The organism is Neisseria sp. MVDL19-042950, assembly GCF_030504625.1.
GTDB lineage: Bacteria > Pseudomonadota > Gammaproteobacteria > Burkholderiales > Neisseriaceae > Neisseria.
Map to the genome: position 1 here is coordinate 108827 of NZ_JAUKWH010000003.1, position 13366 is coordinate 122192.

A 13366-nucleotide genomic window follows, 5' to 3' on the forward strand; every position below is an offset into this window, starting at 1 on the left:
TGATTTTAAGTCATTGAAATTACAGAATTTAGATGAACATGGAATCTAATTGAAGTTAAATTCATCTTTTTCTTCGATAAATTCTATGCTCAACTAATATTCCGATGATCTGAATTTCTGCTTCATTTGAAGAGATAGTTGGGTAGTCAAGATTTAATGGCTGAAGACTGAACTGCCCAATATTGTCAATTTTATATTTTCTGAACAATACATCATCTCCAACTCGTGCTAATACAAACTCGCCAGGCTCGGGTTTCACAGCAATATCAATGAAAATAGTATCTCCTTCTAAAAACTCGTTTGCCATTGAATCACCTTTTAGAGTAAAGGCGAATGTTGATTCTGAATTTTTCAGTTCACTTATGATGAAGTCTCCTGTTATTGGTATAAAAGGAGTTGCAACATCAAGATTTCTAATGTCATCGTAGCTCAAAATAGGAATTTGTGTGGCGGTAATGCTCGAGATTAGTTTTACGTTTGTAGTCTCTCCTTCACCGCCTTTTAAAAGCCAACCAAAATCACAACCAAATAAAGCTGATAACTCATATAAATTTTCAGCATTAGGCTTGGTTGTATTTGATTCCCACTGTGAGATAGCAACATGGGATACATCCTTCAATTTTTTCGCTAAGTCTTGTTGGGTCAAATTCATATCTTTTCTAAGTTTACGAATTCGCTCACCGATAGTTTTCATCTGCACAATCAAATCCAACTCTCAATTTTTCAAGGTTTAAGTTATCTTAACTGATGTTGATTTAAGTGTTCTTTATACATATAATTTAAGCAAACTTAAAAAAGAAAGTTCAATGATGCTTACGAAAGATGTTATCGACTTTTATGGAACTAAAATCGCGGTAGCAAGGGCGTTAGGTATTAGCCCTTCGGCAGTTACTCAGTGGAAAGAGATAGTCCCCGAAAAACAGGCATACCGCATTCAAAGGATGACGGGGGGTAAACTAAAAATAAATCCCCGTCTATATCAAGTACAAGAAGTCTTAAAAGCAAAGAAGCCGTAAACGAGAGTGGCTTTCCATGCTTATTTCTGAACTGCGCCCACGCCTAACCAATAAATTCGTGCAAGTCTATGACGAGTTTATACCCCTATACGCACATAAAAAAACAGAGCCTGTTACGGCTCCGTTGTATGGCGGTTGTTGCGGTTGTTTATGCCTGCATGGGGATAATGTGGTCGATTTCCTGTTTCAGAGACTGTTCCGCCATTTTCAGATCGTAGGCGTTTTGCAGGTTCAGCCAGCTTTGTGCATCGCCGCCGAAATAGCGGGCAAGCCGCAAGGCGGTGTCGGGACTGATGCCCCGCTTTTCGCGCACGATGTCGTTAATGCGCGGTGCGGGCACATGCAGGGCGACAGACAGGGCGTTGGCCGTCATGCCCAGCGGAATCAGGTATTCTTCGCGCAAAATTTCGCCGGGGTGTATGGGTCTCATCTGGTTATTCATGGTGGCTCCTTAATGGTAATCAACAATTTCAACATCGTAGGCATGTCCGTTTTCAAAACGGAAGCAAACCCGCCATTGGTCGTTGATGCAGATGCTGAACTGTCCGATACGGCTGCCTTTGAGTGCTTCAAGCCTGTTGCCGGGCGGGGAACGCAGAAAATCCACGGTAACAGCAGAATCCAACATTTGCAGCTTGCGTTCCGCCGTCTTTCGGATAGCCCTGAATTTCAATGGGCAGCGGCCTTGAAACAGTTGCTCGGTATGTTTGCAGTTAAAAGTTTGAATCATGGATATATTATATAACGCATAGCGTTAAACGGAAATCATTAAATGCTTATCGCTGACCTGCGCCCACACCTAAGCGAAAAATTCGTCCAGATCTATGACGAGTTTATGCCCGTGTGCGCACATGATTTTCAGGCGGCCTCGTTTCTATCTAATCTATTTTGGTGGAGCGATGTGGCCGATAAAGAGCCGAAGCGGTGCGGCTGGCTCTACAAGACCGCTGCGGATTTGAAGCAGGAACTCGGTCTGACACGGCGCGGCTATGAAAAAGTACGCCGCACCCTGCTTAAGCTCGGCTTGGTGCAATATCGGCGTAGCGGTGTCCACGGTAAGATGCACTGGCTACTCAATTGTGAAGTGCTGTTGGCCAAAATCTACGAATTGCGGGGCATTCCCGTTCCCGAGGCGAACAGCCGCTATCACTATGACCGAGATAATTACCGACTGCCGAAATTCATTCCGCTGGATTTGTGGCACAACTATCTCGATATGCGGATTGAGGCCGGTAAAAAAGCGGGCACAGGGGCAAAAAAAACCGCCATTAAGCAATTGGCGGCATTCCACAATCAAAATCTCGATATTCGCCCCATTATGGAGCGGAGTATTCTTAAAGGCTGGTTAGGTTTTTATCATAACGATAACAACCAACCGAACAGGCCGTCTGAAGCGGCATTGAAAGCACAGGAAGAACGCACGCGGCGAGAACTGGAGGCAGCTGCAAAAGAGCGTCAGAAGTACGCTCCACAGCAAGAAAAGCCCGACAAACCCCCGCCCTCAAAACCTGATCTATCAGGTAATGACGGGTATCAAGCAATACAAAACTATTTGAAAAAAGGCGGTATGAAATCAGGCTAATAAGACCTGACGCCATACCGCGCCTTGTCTTTACCCAAACGTCTTAAACAAATGGTTTTCACCCTGCTTTTGAGCGATTCAAAGGCATTTTGATACGGTCGATGCACTGCATTGGCCGTTTTTTTATGCTTTTTTCGTAAATTCGGGTATTGAGGCCGTCTGAAACCGGTGGTATCCGTTTTCAGACGGCCTTTTCTATTGCTACAATTTATTCAATTAAATCATGTCTTTGTACATATTGTACAAAGTACACTGAACATATTGAACAAAGAACTTTGTACGCCGAGGACAATATCTATACAGAGATCACATCAGAGATCACTTACAGATATTAATAAGGCCATTCGGCCTGATGATTTTTTGTGCAATTCTTTTTTTGTTTTGGAAATAACCGTTTAAAGTGTTTAGCAGGCGGGATATTCAGATTTTTTGTGGATAAGTTGGTTTTGGAAGGCATATTTTTGACACCCAAATCCAAAGTATCTACAATGTAGATACATATCAATGGGAGTATCAGTATGAAGTTACAGAAATGGGGAAACAGCGCGGCAGTGCGCTTTCCCAAAGAGATTATTAGCCAGCTCGGTTTGCAAATTGGTGATGAACTGCAAACCGAAGTCAGAGGGCAAACTATCGTGATTAAGGCAGTGAAACGACCACGATATAAGCTGTCTGAATTGCTGTCAGAGATGCAAGGTGATGTCTCTCGTGTTGAAGGGTGGGAAGAAATGCCGGATGTTGGCAAGGAGATTGCCAAATGACGTATATCCCGGAAAAAGGCGATATTATTCATCTCCGATTTGACCCGGCATCAGGAAAGGAAATGCAGGGAGATCATTTTGCTTTGGTGGTATCGGCCAAAGCATTTAACAAAGCGATGGGACTGGTTTTTGCCTGCCCAATTTCACAAGGTAAAGCCGAAGCCGCTAGAGGGATGCTTTCCAGCCTGCTCGGATCCGGAACCCATACTCAAGGAAATATTCATTGCCACCAGCTCAAATCTCTTGACTGGAAGGCACGAAAAGCAGCGTTGAAAGAAAAAGTCCCTGATTACGTAGTGCAAGATGTTTTATCCCGCATTGCGGCTATTTTGGAACTTGATTGAAAATGGTGATTGGAAGCCGTCTGAAAAGATTCAGACGGCTTTTTCATAACCAAAAAGTCCTTTTACTACAATTAATTGAATAAGGATCACATGTGTATTTGTGAATAAATTCGATAAGACTCAGACTAAAAGTAAGGTATAATAAGCCTTACTTTAGAATGAAAATGAAAAGGAGCAGTTATGGCGACGACTTTGAAAATTACTGCGAAAAATCAAGTAACGTTTAAGAAAGAGTATTTACAGCACCTAGGCATCGGTACTGGTGACGAGTTAGAGGTGTTAAAACTGCCTGGCGGAGAACTCAGAATCAGGGCAAAACAAAACCGATTAAAATCTGCCCGTGATTTTGCCGGTTGTATGGAAAATGTTGCCGGTGTGCACTTAAGCGTTGAAGAAATAAATGAGGCAATTGCGGACGCTGCCGCTGAATCAGGAATTGCAGGATTGGAGAAAAATGTATGAGCAGTTTGGCTGTTGATACGAATGTATTGGTCAGATTGTTTATCGGTGACGATAAAAACCAGCAGGAGACGGCTATCCGTTTATTTGAGGCTAATGATGAGATTGTAATTCCGACCTCAGTATGGATGGAAACGGTGTGGGTTTTGCTTAGGGCTTATAAAATACCGTCAGAAACGGTAGTAGCCCAGCTCAGAAACTTTATCGGCTCAGTGCCGAATTTAGTCGTGCAGGAAGATGAAGTTGAAGCAGGACTGTCTGTAATGGAAAACGGCGGCGATTTTGCTGATGGGGTGAATGAATATCTTGGCAGCAGGTTGGGTGCGGAAAAATTTGCCACTTTTGATAAAAAAGCGGTTGGCATCTTAAACAGACTGGGTAGGCCGGCGTTGTTGTTGAAATAAGGTTATTTTGTGATGGAAAAGCCGCCTGAAAGGTTTCGGGCGGCTTTTTTAGTAGAATTGATATATGTACATATAACCTGTACAATAAAATCATACCTAAATTTGGAGATGAAAAATGGACAATGTAGTCAGTTACACCGCTGCTCGAGAAGACTTGGCCAACATCATGACCAAAGTGTGTGATGATCATGTCGTTACACATATTACCCGCCGCAACGGTGGCAATTGTGTTTTGATGTCGGAAGAAGAGTACAACTCAATTATGGAAACGCTTTATCTGTTTGGCAACCCGACCAATGCTGCCCGTTTGGAGCATTCTTTGGCTCAAGCCGAGCGTGGCGAGTTTGTGGATGTCGAATTATGAAACACCGCTTTACCGCAGATGCAGCAGAGGACTTAGCCTACTGGGTAAAGCATGATGGACGCAAGGTGGAACGGATTAAAGTTCTGTTGGACGATATTAAAATCAACCACCCTAAAGGCATCGGTAAGCCGGAGCCACTTAGGCATCAGAAATCAGGTTTGTGGTCGCGTAGGATAGATCGGGAACACAGACTGGTTTACTCCGTAGAAGAAGATACGGTAACAGTTTATGCTTGCCGCTTTCACTATGGACGTTAGGTACAAGTTTTTTTGAAGAGGCCGTCTGAAAAGATTCAGACGGCCTTATTTACATCAAATTTTTCGCATCAACTTCAGAAGGTTTAAATTTAAATTTCCGAGGCTCACCCGGCGGAGTTTCAGGGGATTCTGAATTAGCCTCATTTGTTGGCTTAACATTACCAGAGATTTTTACAGTTTGTTGGGCTACATCTAGTTGCGTTTTTTGCACTTCTTCTTGCTGATTTTTTGTCAGGACACTCTCGGTTATCTCCGATTTTTCCGAAGACGCCTGACTAGGAATTTTCTGATTCTGCCGCACAGATTTTTTTTCATCAGTTTCTGTCCGGCTACGGATAAACCAGTTTAACGTAGTCATCCCCACAGTAATGCCATTCATCTTCAAAAAATCTAGTATTTGCTGCTGGGTGTAACCATGAGATTTAAGCAGCAGAATATCTTCTCGGTACGGTTCCAGCTTTGAACTTCTACCTCTTTTCTGATGAGCTTGAATAAATTCGGCTGCTGATATTTTCGGCATACTAATCCTATCCAATTATTATCTAAATTAATCCAATAAAGTCTATATTTATCTATAAATATATCAATTAATATCTATTTTTGTCTAGCTAAATATCAAATAAATACCAATAACAATCTAATCAATATCTATCATCATCTAATTAATATCCATATAAAACTATTTGTAACTAATGTAATCTAAAATTGCAAACGTTACTATCTAAGTCCGCGCGTACCTCACCCCTGCTAAAAACGCAAAATTTCCCAAATAAACCAATTTTAAAACTAGACGCAGGATAGGCAACGAGTGCCAAAAAACGCCCTAAAGCGTTTTAAAAAATTCCGCCAAGGCGGAAACGCCGCAGGCGGCTGTCCCGTAAACAACCATCGGGGGCGGTCGCCGCCGTGTTGTCTCCAGATGTCTAAATTTCAAAGCGCAAAAAGTCCAGACCAAGACGAGTGTCTTTGCACGTCTTCCACCTTTCCCACCACGCCGCTAGGGGCGCACCGGACAAAGATGAAAGCCGCACAAAGCCAGTCTGGACTTTTTGCGCTTTGAAATTTTTAACGACATCACAACACGGCGGCGACCGCCCCCGATGGTTGTGTGTTGTTAATTATTTCGCATGAAAGGAATGACTATGGGATTGGACATGTACGGCTACACCATGCGCGCCGAGTTTGCGGGCGACCGACAAACCGATGTAATGCCGCAAACCGATGAAGAGCGCGAGCAAGCGCAGTTAACCGATATTGCCTACTGGCGGAAATTTAATCATCTGCATGGTTGGATGGAAGAGCTTTACAGAGAAAAAGGCGGGCAAGACGAAGTGTTTAACTGCCGAACGGTAAGGCTGGAGTTAGCGGACTTGGTACGGTTGGAGCAGGCGTTGGACAACGACGAATTGGAATATACGCCGGGCTTTTTCTTCGGTGGAGAAGAGGTGTACCCCGAAGACATAGAAGAGACCAAGAAATTTATTGCAGCCGCCCGCGAAGCCATAGCAAACGGCTTGGCAGTCTTTTATGACAGTTGGTGGTAATCGTTAACCATGTTTCAGACGGCCTGTTGAGGCCGTCTGAACGACACAACGGAGATTAAACGGTATGGCCGACATCAATAAAGAGATTGTCAGACTGTTTCAGTCGTTTGGTACAGCCTATCGGGTTGCGGATTTATTCAGGGATTTTATTGAAGTAACCGCCATTGTATTAATTAACCAATACGCATTTGACGATAAATGGGAGCATCGGGAGAACCGTTACCACGAAATCCGCAAACAGTATGCGGAAAGTGATTTTAAGCGGTTTGCTGAAATACTGGGCTTATTGATTGTTGAAACCCATAGCCACAGAGAACAAGGCTTATTTGCCGATATTTTAGGCTGCCTGTATATGGATTTAGGTTTGGGCAACCCAAACAGCGGGCAATATTTTACCCCTTACAACATCAGCAAACTGATGGCGGCCATTGTTAATCAGGATTTGGCCGAAAAGCTGAAAACCGAGCCATTTGTAAGCGTTTTAGAGCCTACCTGCGGCAGCGGGGCGAATGTGATTGCTTTTGCCGATAAAGTTTCTGAGCTGGGCTACACACCTGCATAGCACATGGCCGCTATCGGAATTGATATTGATGCCTTGTGCGTTTGGATGTGTTTTATCCAATGTGAGTTATACCGTATCCCTGCCAAGATTGTGCATGGCAACAGTTTGACGAACGAATTTTGGGCAGTTTGGTGTACTGCCGATTGGATACTCGGCGGCTTCGGTCAGGCAATGGCAGACAGAATATCCGCCGACAAGAAAGAAGCCGCAGAAAGCAAAGAAAATCTGATTACGGTAATTCCACAGCGCATGTTTACGCTTGAGGAACAGCTTGTTTTATTTTGACTGTTTCAGACGGCCTTAAGTGGCCGTCTGAAAAGAAAGGAAGTAGCGATGAAATACCACTTTCAATATGGATATACAGGTACGCGCGAGATAGTTATTTTTTTAGATGAAGAAGGACTACAAGACAATATATGGGCTGATGATGATGGGGATATTTGTGTTTATAAGGATTTAACGGTTACGTTCGATATAGACCGTTATTTACGGCTGATGCAACATTTAAAACCCTTGCAAGAAATTGACACACAATTCGGGCGGGTACACATGACCGCGGATATTGAAAGTAAGAGCGCGGCCGAGACTTGCAAAATACGCGGTACATTTATAGAGGTGTACTACAAAGGCAACCTTTATATAGATGCACGTTGGTATTGCGATTGGTCGATGATTGATTTTGGTGTGTATTTAAACATGCCGAATCAGTTTTACACCGACCCCGCAGCATGGTTTGAAAAAGAGATTGCAGCGAAAGGGATTCAAAAGGCTAAAGAAGTTATGGAGGCGGAACAATGCAAGTAAACAATGTTGACCATATTCTCACTCAAATATCAGAACTTCACCCGAAGCAAATGCGGGAAGTATTTATGACGATGTGGCGCAATATGGACAGTTTAAACGATGGTTTAACCGCGGACGACTGCATAGAAATTTTTGCTTCGGCCTTAAAAGGCAGTTCCGATTTTACTTACGACTTACTGGCTCAAACATGTGAGGATTACAGCGTCGGTACTATGACGGAAACATTTTCATTATTGCCCCGCGCAACGTATGACAAGTTGTTTTCAGACGGCCTGAAAGGGGATATTCCACCTAATACAAGGCTGGATACGGTAGCTTTAACTAATCTGTTGATGCTTGAAAATGTCGCCAATGTGGAGGCCAGTATTAGAAATGGTTGTATAAGAGCAACACATTTCATAGGCTCTGATGGAAAATTTATCTATGATACAGGGATTGATGATGAAGAAAATCTATGGGAAATTGACGAATTTAGAGAAGCATACCCTAAAACGTGGTGGACAATTGAGCAAGTAATCTTTAATTTTTGATGTAGCAGGCCGTCTGAAAAAGACGGTTTCAGACGGCCTGAATATGGCAGATGGGAAACCCGTTTGTCAAAATCCAGCCCGCAGCAGCCCCGTTCCCGGCTCCGTACCTCCGCCCGAAACGTCCCCACGCCCCCAAGCCGGACTTGACCATGCCGACCGCTCCGGCACCTGCGGCAACCTACGCAACCGGCAAGCCCAAGCCCGACTTGCCCCCTCCTGCGGGAATTATCATCATTTTTTTCTTATTTATTATTAATGTATGCTACTCCCCAATAAAATCATTCATTTGTTCTCGCAACCAAGATAAAAATTTAATTCTGCGATAATCAGTTTCAAAAGCTATCTCTGATAGCAAATAATATCCAGATCCATCCTCCTTGAAATCATAAGGTGCGATTAATATTCCTTGCTTTATTTCGTCTTCGACCATCAGCTCAGAAGCCATAGCGGTTCCCAGTCCCGCGATTGCAGCTTGAATGGATAGATAAAAGTGTTCAAAAAACATATTCTCTTTACATGAAAATTTATTTCCATGACACTTCTCCCAATCTTTCCATGCATGAGGGCGTGTGTATGTATGCAACTTTTTTGTATCCGTAGCAAGTGAAGGGATATGTACCGGCCCCATTCTTTCATTACACAAAAATTCCGAATAAATTGTTTTAGGCCATGAAAAGTCATTTCGCCGTATAGCCACATCAATCTTTTGATGATGAAAATCTACTTTCCCCCCAGCCGCTAAAATCACCACATTAAAGCCAAACTCCTTTGGGAAACGAGTAATTCTAGGAATTAACCATCTCATCGCCAAAGTAGGTTCGCACGAGACCACCAAATCTTTATCTTTACCATGATCTAATTTAGTTAATGTGCTTTGGAGTTCTGAAAAAATGTACTGGCAGGATTCATATAATATTAATCCTGCAGAAGAAAGTCGGAGATTACGGCCTTGCTTAACAAATAATGTTTCATTCAAGTGCTCTTCTAGAAGCTTTAATTGCTTGCTTACCGCACCATGTGTTACATGAAGTTGCTGCGAAGCAGCAACTAGACTTCCATATTTTCCAACGAAATAAAAAAACTTGAGTGCATTAAGTGGTAATCGTCTAATGTTTTCCATAATCTCACACATGAAAAGATAATAATTCGATTTTTTTAGTTTAAATTTTGGAGCAAAATTCTTCGCACATAATGGCTCATACAATTTCAAAGCGAGGAATTATTATGATATATCAAAATATTAAATCGAACTCTTCATCTATTGAAACCATCAAAGAGCAAGTTAAAAGTAACTATTTCTCACACATTCCTTCAGAACAAGCAAGACAGATTATTGGAGAGATTCTACTGCATTATCCTTCTAAAGAATCAATAAATGAATTTATCAACACTTGGTTCAATTTAGAAGAAGACACTTTCATGGCTGATGGAGGTAAATATCGTGAAAGAACACATGCGGTTTTCGCTTCGTCGGTATCCGACAATTCGGTGTGCCTATTACTGTACCAACCACATTTCCAAACAAAATATTACAATGAGCTAAATGGAGGGGTAGCTAGATACTTTAAAGAAATCCCTGAACAAGTGTTAAAAAATGAGGTGTTTGAGGGATTGATGAAATTTGCCTACCTACTATTTTCAGGGCTTAAACCTACAAACTATTTTATTGAGATCCATCAGTTCCGTATAAAAGCTAAAGAAGGTGTTATCGGATTACCCACGCCCGAAGGTATCCATCGTGATGGCGTTTCATACGTTTTAATGGCGATGGTTAAAAGAAATAACGTTCAAGGTGGAGAAACGACAATTTACGATTTAGATAAACAACCATTAGCACAATTTACCTTAATGGATACTTTGGATATCGCTATTGTAGATGATACAAAAGTATTCCACGGTGTATCTCCTGTTTACAAACATTCAGCAATTGAAGGCGAAGCATATCGAGATATATTAGTTATCACCTTTAAAGAAACGGATTAAGTCATGCAAGAACTCATAGCCGTAGCCTTAATTACCATACTTGCGGTTATCAGTCCCGGTGGGGACTTCGCCATGGTCACTAGAAACAGTTATCTGCATGGCAGGAGAGCAGGAGTATTGACATCTTTAGGTATAGCTTCTGCCGTTTGGATCCATGTAGGTTACACACTTCTAGGTGTCAGCATATTGTTGCTCAAATTTCCTACATTGTTTCATTTTATAAAGATATTGGGCGCAATTTATTTAGTTTATATCGGATTTAAAACATTTAATCATCACAACGTAACCGTGGATTTAAATGCCTCATCAAAGACACTTAGTGATATCGAAGCATTTAAAAATGGTTTTGTAACAAATGCTTTAAATCCCAAAACAACTCTATTTGTATTGAGTACGTTTACTCAAATAGTAAAACCAACCACTTCTATTTACATCCAATTAGGGTATGGGGCATTTATGTCTATTGCACATCTAATTTGGTTTGTATTTGTAGCGGAGGTGTTATCCAGCCCATTAATTAGAAATAGATTATTGCAAAAACAGAAATATGTTAACCGTTTTATCGGAGCAATTTTAATTTTGCTGGGTGGAATGCTGATATTTTCATCAATTCCGTTTTGAGCGAAATTAAACAAGGAGAAAATATTATGGAACGTTTTGCTTTTTTAGACTTGGAAGGGGTCCTGTATCCCGAGATTTGGGAAATTTATGCACACAAGCTTGGATTGCCGGAGTTGGGCAAAACTACTAGAGAAGAACCTGATTTTAAAAAATTGGTTAGTGAAAGAATCAAAATACTGAAAAAAACAATGTCCAATTGCAACATCTATCCACGTTATCTAAACAAATTAAGCTACTAGATGGTGCCTTGGACTTTGTAAAATCCTTACAAAAAATGCATTTTGACATTTATATTGTTACTGATGCCTTTGTGGAAATTATTGGGGATAACGTTAAAAATTTGGGAATATGTAATATTTATCCTAACCACTTTATATGTGATGAGTCGGGGTATATTACTGACGCGATTTATATGCGAGAAAAAGGGAAATATGAAGTCTTGGAACAAATATTAAAAGAGAAGCGAAACGCTTATTCTATTGCGATAGGCGATACTTTTAATGATTTCACTATGCTTGACTATGCAGATGATGGCTTTTTGTTTAATCCTTCTCCACAGGCTTTGTTGATGGCTTTCCCAAATTTTAGAGTAGTACGAAACTATGATCAGATAACAGAATATTTAAAAGGAAAATTAGAATAGGGTATATGAAGTATTTCTTTATTGAGTATTTACAAGTTATTTATCAATTATCCTTTAGAAACAATAATGAGGTTGACGCATGAGGAAAGTTAAAATTACAGAAGCATACTGCGTTGAATTGGGAGATGTAGTAGACATTGACCGTGCTCATGAAGAATCTATGAGAGGAGGAGCACCTTATAAAAGATTTGAGTTTCTGTGCTCTGACCCTAGATGCAGGGAAAAGGGTGTGAAAATAATAGGGGTAAACTACGATAAACCTATCTCTCAACAGCAAAATGCAATGCATTTCCGAGAAAATCACGAATATAAACATCATCCCGATTGTGAATGGGTAATCATGCATAATTACCTGAGCCACCCATCTCCACACCCGGGTGAAACAGAACGTTTAGCTGTAATCCGGCAACAAACTTACAATACAGTTTCTGACTGGATTACAACATACACACCTTATGAACCTGATACCGGGGTTCGTACAGAAAGCAGTCCAGTAACTGTTTTGGGTTCAAATACAGTCAATCCCTCTTCCCAGTCCCAAGACAAAATACATACGGGCAGCCATGGAAGAACAACTCATTCCTTTCAAAAAATTTGCCAATATCACTATGAACTTGCAAAAGTACTGCCAAATTTAAATGACTTAAAAGAAATCCCATTGCACGTAATAGGCTTAGGAGATACCAATTTCTATAAGTATTTTCGGTTAATCAAATATGCATTAATACTGGACAATGAAGAACATGAGTATGACTGCATATTATTTGGCCAGCTTTCCAACAATAATGGAATAAAAAAATATGGAACAGGTTTTAGAGTTAAGTTCTGGGCGAAAATAAATGAGCTAGCAGTCACTATTTATATATCACCAGAGCAAATACGCGAATACCGCCATCGTAATGCTCTGCTTGATATATTGAACAATCATGAGAAATTTGAAAGTTTGACCGCGTATTTTATACCAAAGCCTAACATCGTTACTGAGTATAAATTTGATTCCGGTTGGAAGGAAATACAAATAACCATCTCTGATTTGAATTTTTTTAGATTAATTGGTACGCCTAAAAAAACATAATTGATTGTTTTCAGATATACAAGTATCCAGCTCGTACTGATGAAGGATGAAAGTGACCAACTTATGAATATCGACTGTATCCAGCATTTGAATATCCGCATCCTCAGCTTTTTTTAATCTCTCAAAAAGCTCAGAGGGCCAAACATTCTCTCTTCCTACCGCCAGCGTCAGAGAAAAGGTTTCTCCGTTTAATCCGTGCATGTCCACCGCAGAAAAACAACCATCTTTATAACGGTAAAAATCCCAATGGATTTTATCAATCCCGTTCAGATGTTTATCAAGATATGTAGTCAATTGATTAAGTTTGGCTACACACTGTGGGGTTATTTCATCTCGCCCCAGTGTTGAATCAAAAATATAATTTGTGGTGTATTGATGTAATTTGTTTTTCATATCAGATTCCTTTTTGATTTCTAG

Annotated in this window: 24 protein-coding genes; 18 read left to right on the top strand and 6 right to left on the bottom strand. The window is 41.0% G+C overall.

Features of this window, described 5'->3' with window-relative positions; genetic code table 11:
* Window positions 1–61: 61 nt before the first annotated feature.
* Window positions 62–694: a LexA family transcriptional regulator gene (locus Q0X97_RS03830; RefSeq protein WP_302065959.1), complete on the bottom strand. Its 633-nt coding sequence runs from the start codon at window positions 692–694 to the stop codon at window positions 62–64.
* A gap of 112 nt (window positions 695–806) precedes the next feature.
* On the opposite strand from Q0X97_RS03830, the gene Q0X97_RS03835 reads away from it, so the two are divergent.
* Complete coding sequence (locus tag Q0X97_RS03835) at window positions 807–1016, top strand: Cro/CI family transcriptional regulator (RefSeq protein ID WP_232005234.1); 210 nt, start codon at window positions 807–809, stop codon at window positions 1014–1016.
* A 148-nt stretch (window positions 1017–1164) separates the two neighbouring features.
* On the opposite strand, the gene Q0X97_RS03840 is transcribed toward Q0X97_RS03835, so the two are convergent.
* Both Q0X97_RS03840 and Q0X97_RS03845 read right to left on the bottom strand, forming a co-directional pair.
* Window positions 1165–1458, bottom strand: coding sequence for a HigA family addiction module antitoxin (locus Q0X97_RS03840; RefSeq protein WP_302065953.1), 294 nt, complete (start codon window positions 1456–1458; stop codon window positions 1165–1167).
* A gap of 9 nt (window positions 1459–1467) precedes the next feature.
* Window positions 1468–1746: a type II toxin-antitoxin system RelE/ParE family toxin gene (locus Q0X97_RS03845; RefSeq protein WP_302065951.1), complete on the bottom strand. Its 279-nt coding sequence runs from the start codon at window positions 1744–1746 to the stop codon at window positions 1468–1470.
* A gap of 42 nt (window positions 1747–1788) precedes the next feature.
* On the opposite strand from Q0X97_RS03845, the gene Q0X97_RS03850 reads away from it, so the two are divergent.
* The 7 genes from Q0X97_RS03850 (at window position 1789) to Q0X97_RS03880 (ending at window position 5187) form a co-directional block, all read left to right on the top strand.
* Complete coding sequence (locus tag Q0X97_RS03850; protein ID WP_302065949.1) at window positions 1789–2598, top strand: hypothetical protein; 810 nt, start codon at window positions 1789–1791, stop codon at window positions 2596–2598.
* 518 nt (window positions 2599–3116) lie between these two features.
* Window positions 3117–3359, top strand: coding sequence for an AbrB/MazE/SpoVT family DNA-binding domain-containing protein (locus Q0X97_RS03855; RefSeq protein WP_302065947.1), 243 nt, complete (start codon window positions 3117–3119; stop codon window positions 3357–3359).
* Window positions 3356–3703 (top strand): type II toxin-antitoxin system PemK/MazF family toxin, encoded by a 348-nt coding sequence (locus Q0X97_RS03860; RefSeq protein ID WP_302065945.1) that lies wholly within the window; start codon window positions 3356–3358, stop codon window positions 3701–3703. The genes Q0X97_RS03855 and Q0X97_RS03860 overlap by 4 nt, the downstream gene beginning before the upstream one ends.
* A gap of 180 nt (window positions 3704–3883) precedes the next feature.
* A complete protein-coding gene (locus tag Q0X97_RS03865) occupies window positions 3884–4165 on the top strand; it encodes an AbrB/MazE/SpoVT family DNA-binding domain-containing protein (RefSeq protein WP_302065943.1) in 282 nt (93 codons plus the stop codon).
* Window positions 4162–4566: a type II toxin-antitoxin system VapC family toxin gene (locus Q0X97_RS03870; RefSeq protein ID WP_085419044.1), complete on the top strand. Its 405-nt coding sequence runs from the start codon at window positions 4162–4164 to the stop codon at window positions 4564–4566. The genes Q0X97_RS03865 and Q0X97_RS03870 overlap by 4 nt, the downstream gene beginning before the upstream one ends.
* Window positions 4567–4681: 115 nt before the next feature.
* On the top strand, window positions 4682–4930 hold the full coding sequence (locus tag Q0X97_RS03875) for a type II toxin-antitoxin system Phd/YefM family antitoxin (protein ID WP_085360212.1): 249 nt from the start codon (window positions 4682–4684) through the stop codon (window positions 4928–4930).
* The gene (locus Q0X97_RS03880; RefSeq protein ID WP_085360210.1) at window positions 4927–5187 is read left to right on the top strand and encodes a Txe/YoeB family addiction module toxin; all 261 of its coding nucleotides are present in this window, start codon (window positions 4927–4929) and stop codon (window positions 5185–5187) included. The genes Q0X97_RS03875 and Q0X97_RS03880 overlap by 4 nt, the downstream gene beginning before the upstream one ends.
* Before the next feature lie 49 nt (window positions 5188–5236).
* Here the strand turns inward: Q0X97_RS03880 and Q0X97_RS03885 are convergent, their stop codons facing one another.
* On the bottom strand, window positions 5237–5707 hold the full coding sequence (locus tag Q0X97_RS03885) for a hypothetical protein (RefSeq protein WP_302065931.1): 471 nt from the start codon (window positions 5705–5707) through the stop codon (window positions 5237–5239).
* Between the two features lie 622 nt (window positions 5708–6329).
* On the opposite strand from Q0X97_RS03885, the gene Q0X97_RS03890 reads away from it, so the two are divergent.
* From Q0X97_RS03890 to Q0X97_RS03910, 5 genes are all read left to right on the top strand, one after another.
* Complete coding sequence (locus Q0X97_RS03890) at window positions 6330–6731, top strand: phosphoglycerate kinase (protein ID WP_302065929.1); 402 nt, start codon at window positions 6330–6332, stop codon at window positions 6729–6731.
* Between the two features lie 64 nt (window positions 6732–6795).
* Window positions 6796–7293, top strand: a complete 498-nt coding sequence (locus tag Q0X97_RS03895) for an N-6 DNA methylase (protein WP_302065927.1) — start codon at window positions 6796–6798, stop codon at window positions 7291–7293.
* 3 nt (window positions 7294–7296) lie between these two features.
* On the top strand, window positions 7297–7578 hold the full coding sequence (locus Q0X97_RS03900) for a hypothetical protein (RefSeq protein WP_302065926.1): 282 nt from the start codon (window positions 7297–7299) through the stop codon (window positions 7576–7578).
* 48 nt (window positions 7579–7626) lie between these two features.
* Window positions 7627–8097 carry a hypothetical protein gene (locus Q0X97_RS03905; protein WP_302065924.1) on the top strand — a complete coding sequence of 157 codons (471 nt, stop codon included), beginning with the start codon at window positions 7627–7629 and terminating at the stop codon, window positions 8095–8097.
* Window positions 8088–8627, top strand: a complete 540-nt coding sequence (locus Q0X97_RS03910; protein WP_302065922.1) for a hypothetical protein — start codon at window positions 8088–8090, stop codon at window positions 8625–8627. Before Q0X97_RS03905 ends, Q0X97_RS03910 begins: the two co-directional genes overlap by 10 nt.
* Before the next feature lie 262 nt (window positions 8628–8889).
* Here the strand turns inward: Q0X97_RS03910 and Q0X97_RS03915 are convergent, their stop codons facing one another.
* Window positions 8890–9747 (bottom strand): LysR family transcriptional regulator, encoded by an 858-nt coding sequence (locus tag Q0X97_RS03915; RefSeq protein WP_302065920.1) that lies wholly within the window; start codon window positions 9745–9747, stop codon window positions 8890–8892.
* A 104-nt stretch (window positions 9748–9851) separates the two neighbouring features.
* Here Q0X97_RS03915 and Q0X97_RS03920 point away from each other — a divergent pair, with 104 nt between their 5' ends.
* The 5 genes from Q0X97_RS03920 (at window position 9852) to Q0X97_RS03940 (ending at window position 12949) form a co-directional block, all read left to right on the top strand.
* On the top strand, window positions 9852–10610 hold the full coding sequence (locus tag Q0X97_RS03920; RefSeq protein WP_302065918.1) for a 2OG-Fe dioxygenase family protein: 759 nt from the start codon (window positions 9852–9854) through the stop codon (window positions 10608–10610).
* A 3-nt stretch (window positions 10611–10613) separates the two neighbouring features.
* Complete coding sequence (locus Q0X97_RS03925) at window positions 10614–11231, top strand: LysE family translocator (RefSeq protein ID WP_302065916.1); 618 nt, start codon at window positions 10614–10616, stop codon at window positions 11229–11231.
* A 26-nt stretch (window positions 11232–11257) separates the two neighbouring features.
* Window positions 11258–11470: a hypothetical protein gene (locus tag Q0X97_RS03930; RefSeq protein WP_302065914.1), complete on the top strand. Its 213-nt coding sequence runs from the start codon at window positions 11258–11260 to the stop codon at window positions 11468–11470.
* On the top strand, window positions 11428–11874 hold the full coding sequence (locus tag Q0X97_RS03935; protein WP_302067672.1) for an HAD-IB family phosphatase: 447 nt from the start codon (window positions 11428–11430) through the stop codon (window positions 11872–11874). Before Q0X97_RS03930 ends, Q0X97_RS03935 begins: the two co-directional genes overlap by 43 nt.
* A gap of 79 nt (window positions 11875–11953) precedes the next feature.
* A complete protein-coding gene (locus Q0X97_RS03940; RefSeq protein ID WP_302065911.1) occupies window positions 11954–12949 on the top strand; it encodes a hypothetical protein in 996 nt (331 codons plus the stop codon).
* Here Q0X97_RS03940 and Q0X97_RS03945 read toward each other — a convergent pair.
* Window positions 12923–13342, bottom strand: coding sequence for a hypothetical protein (locus tag Q0X97_RS03945; protein WP_302067673.1), 420 nt, complete (start codon window positions 13340–13342; stop codon window positions 12923–12925). The two genes, Q0X97_RS03940 and Q0X97_RS03945, sit on opposite strands and share 27 nt — an antisense overlap.
* Between the last annotated feature and the right edge of the window lie 24 nt (window positions 13343–13366).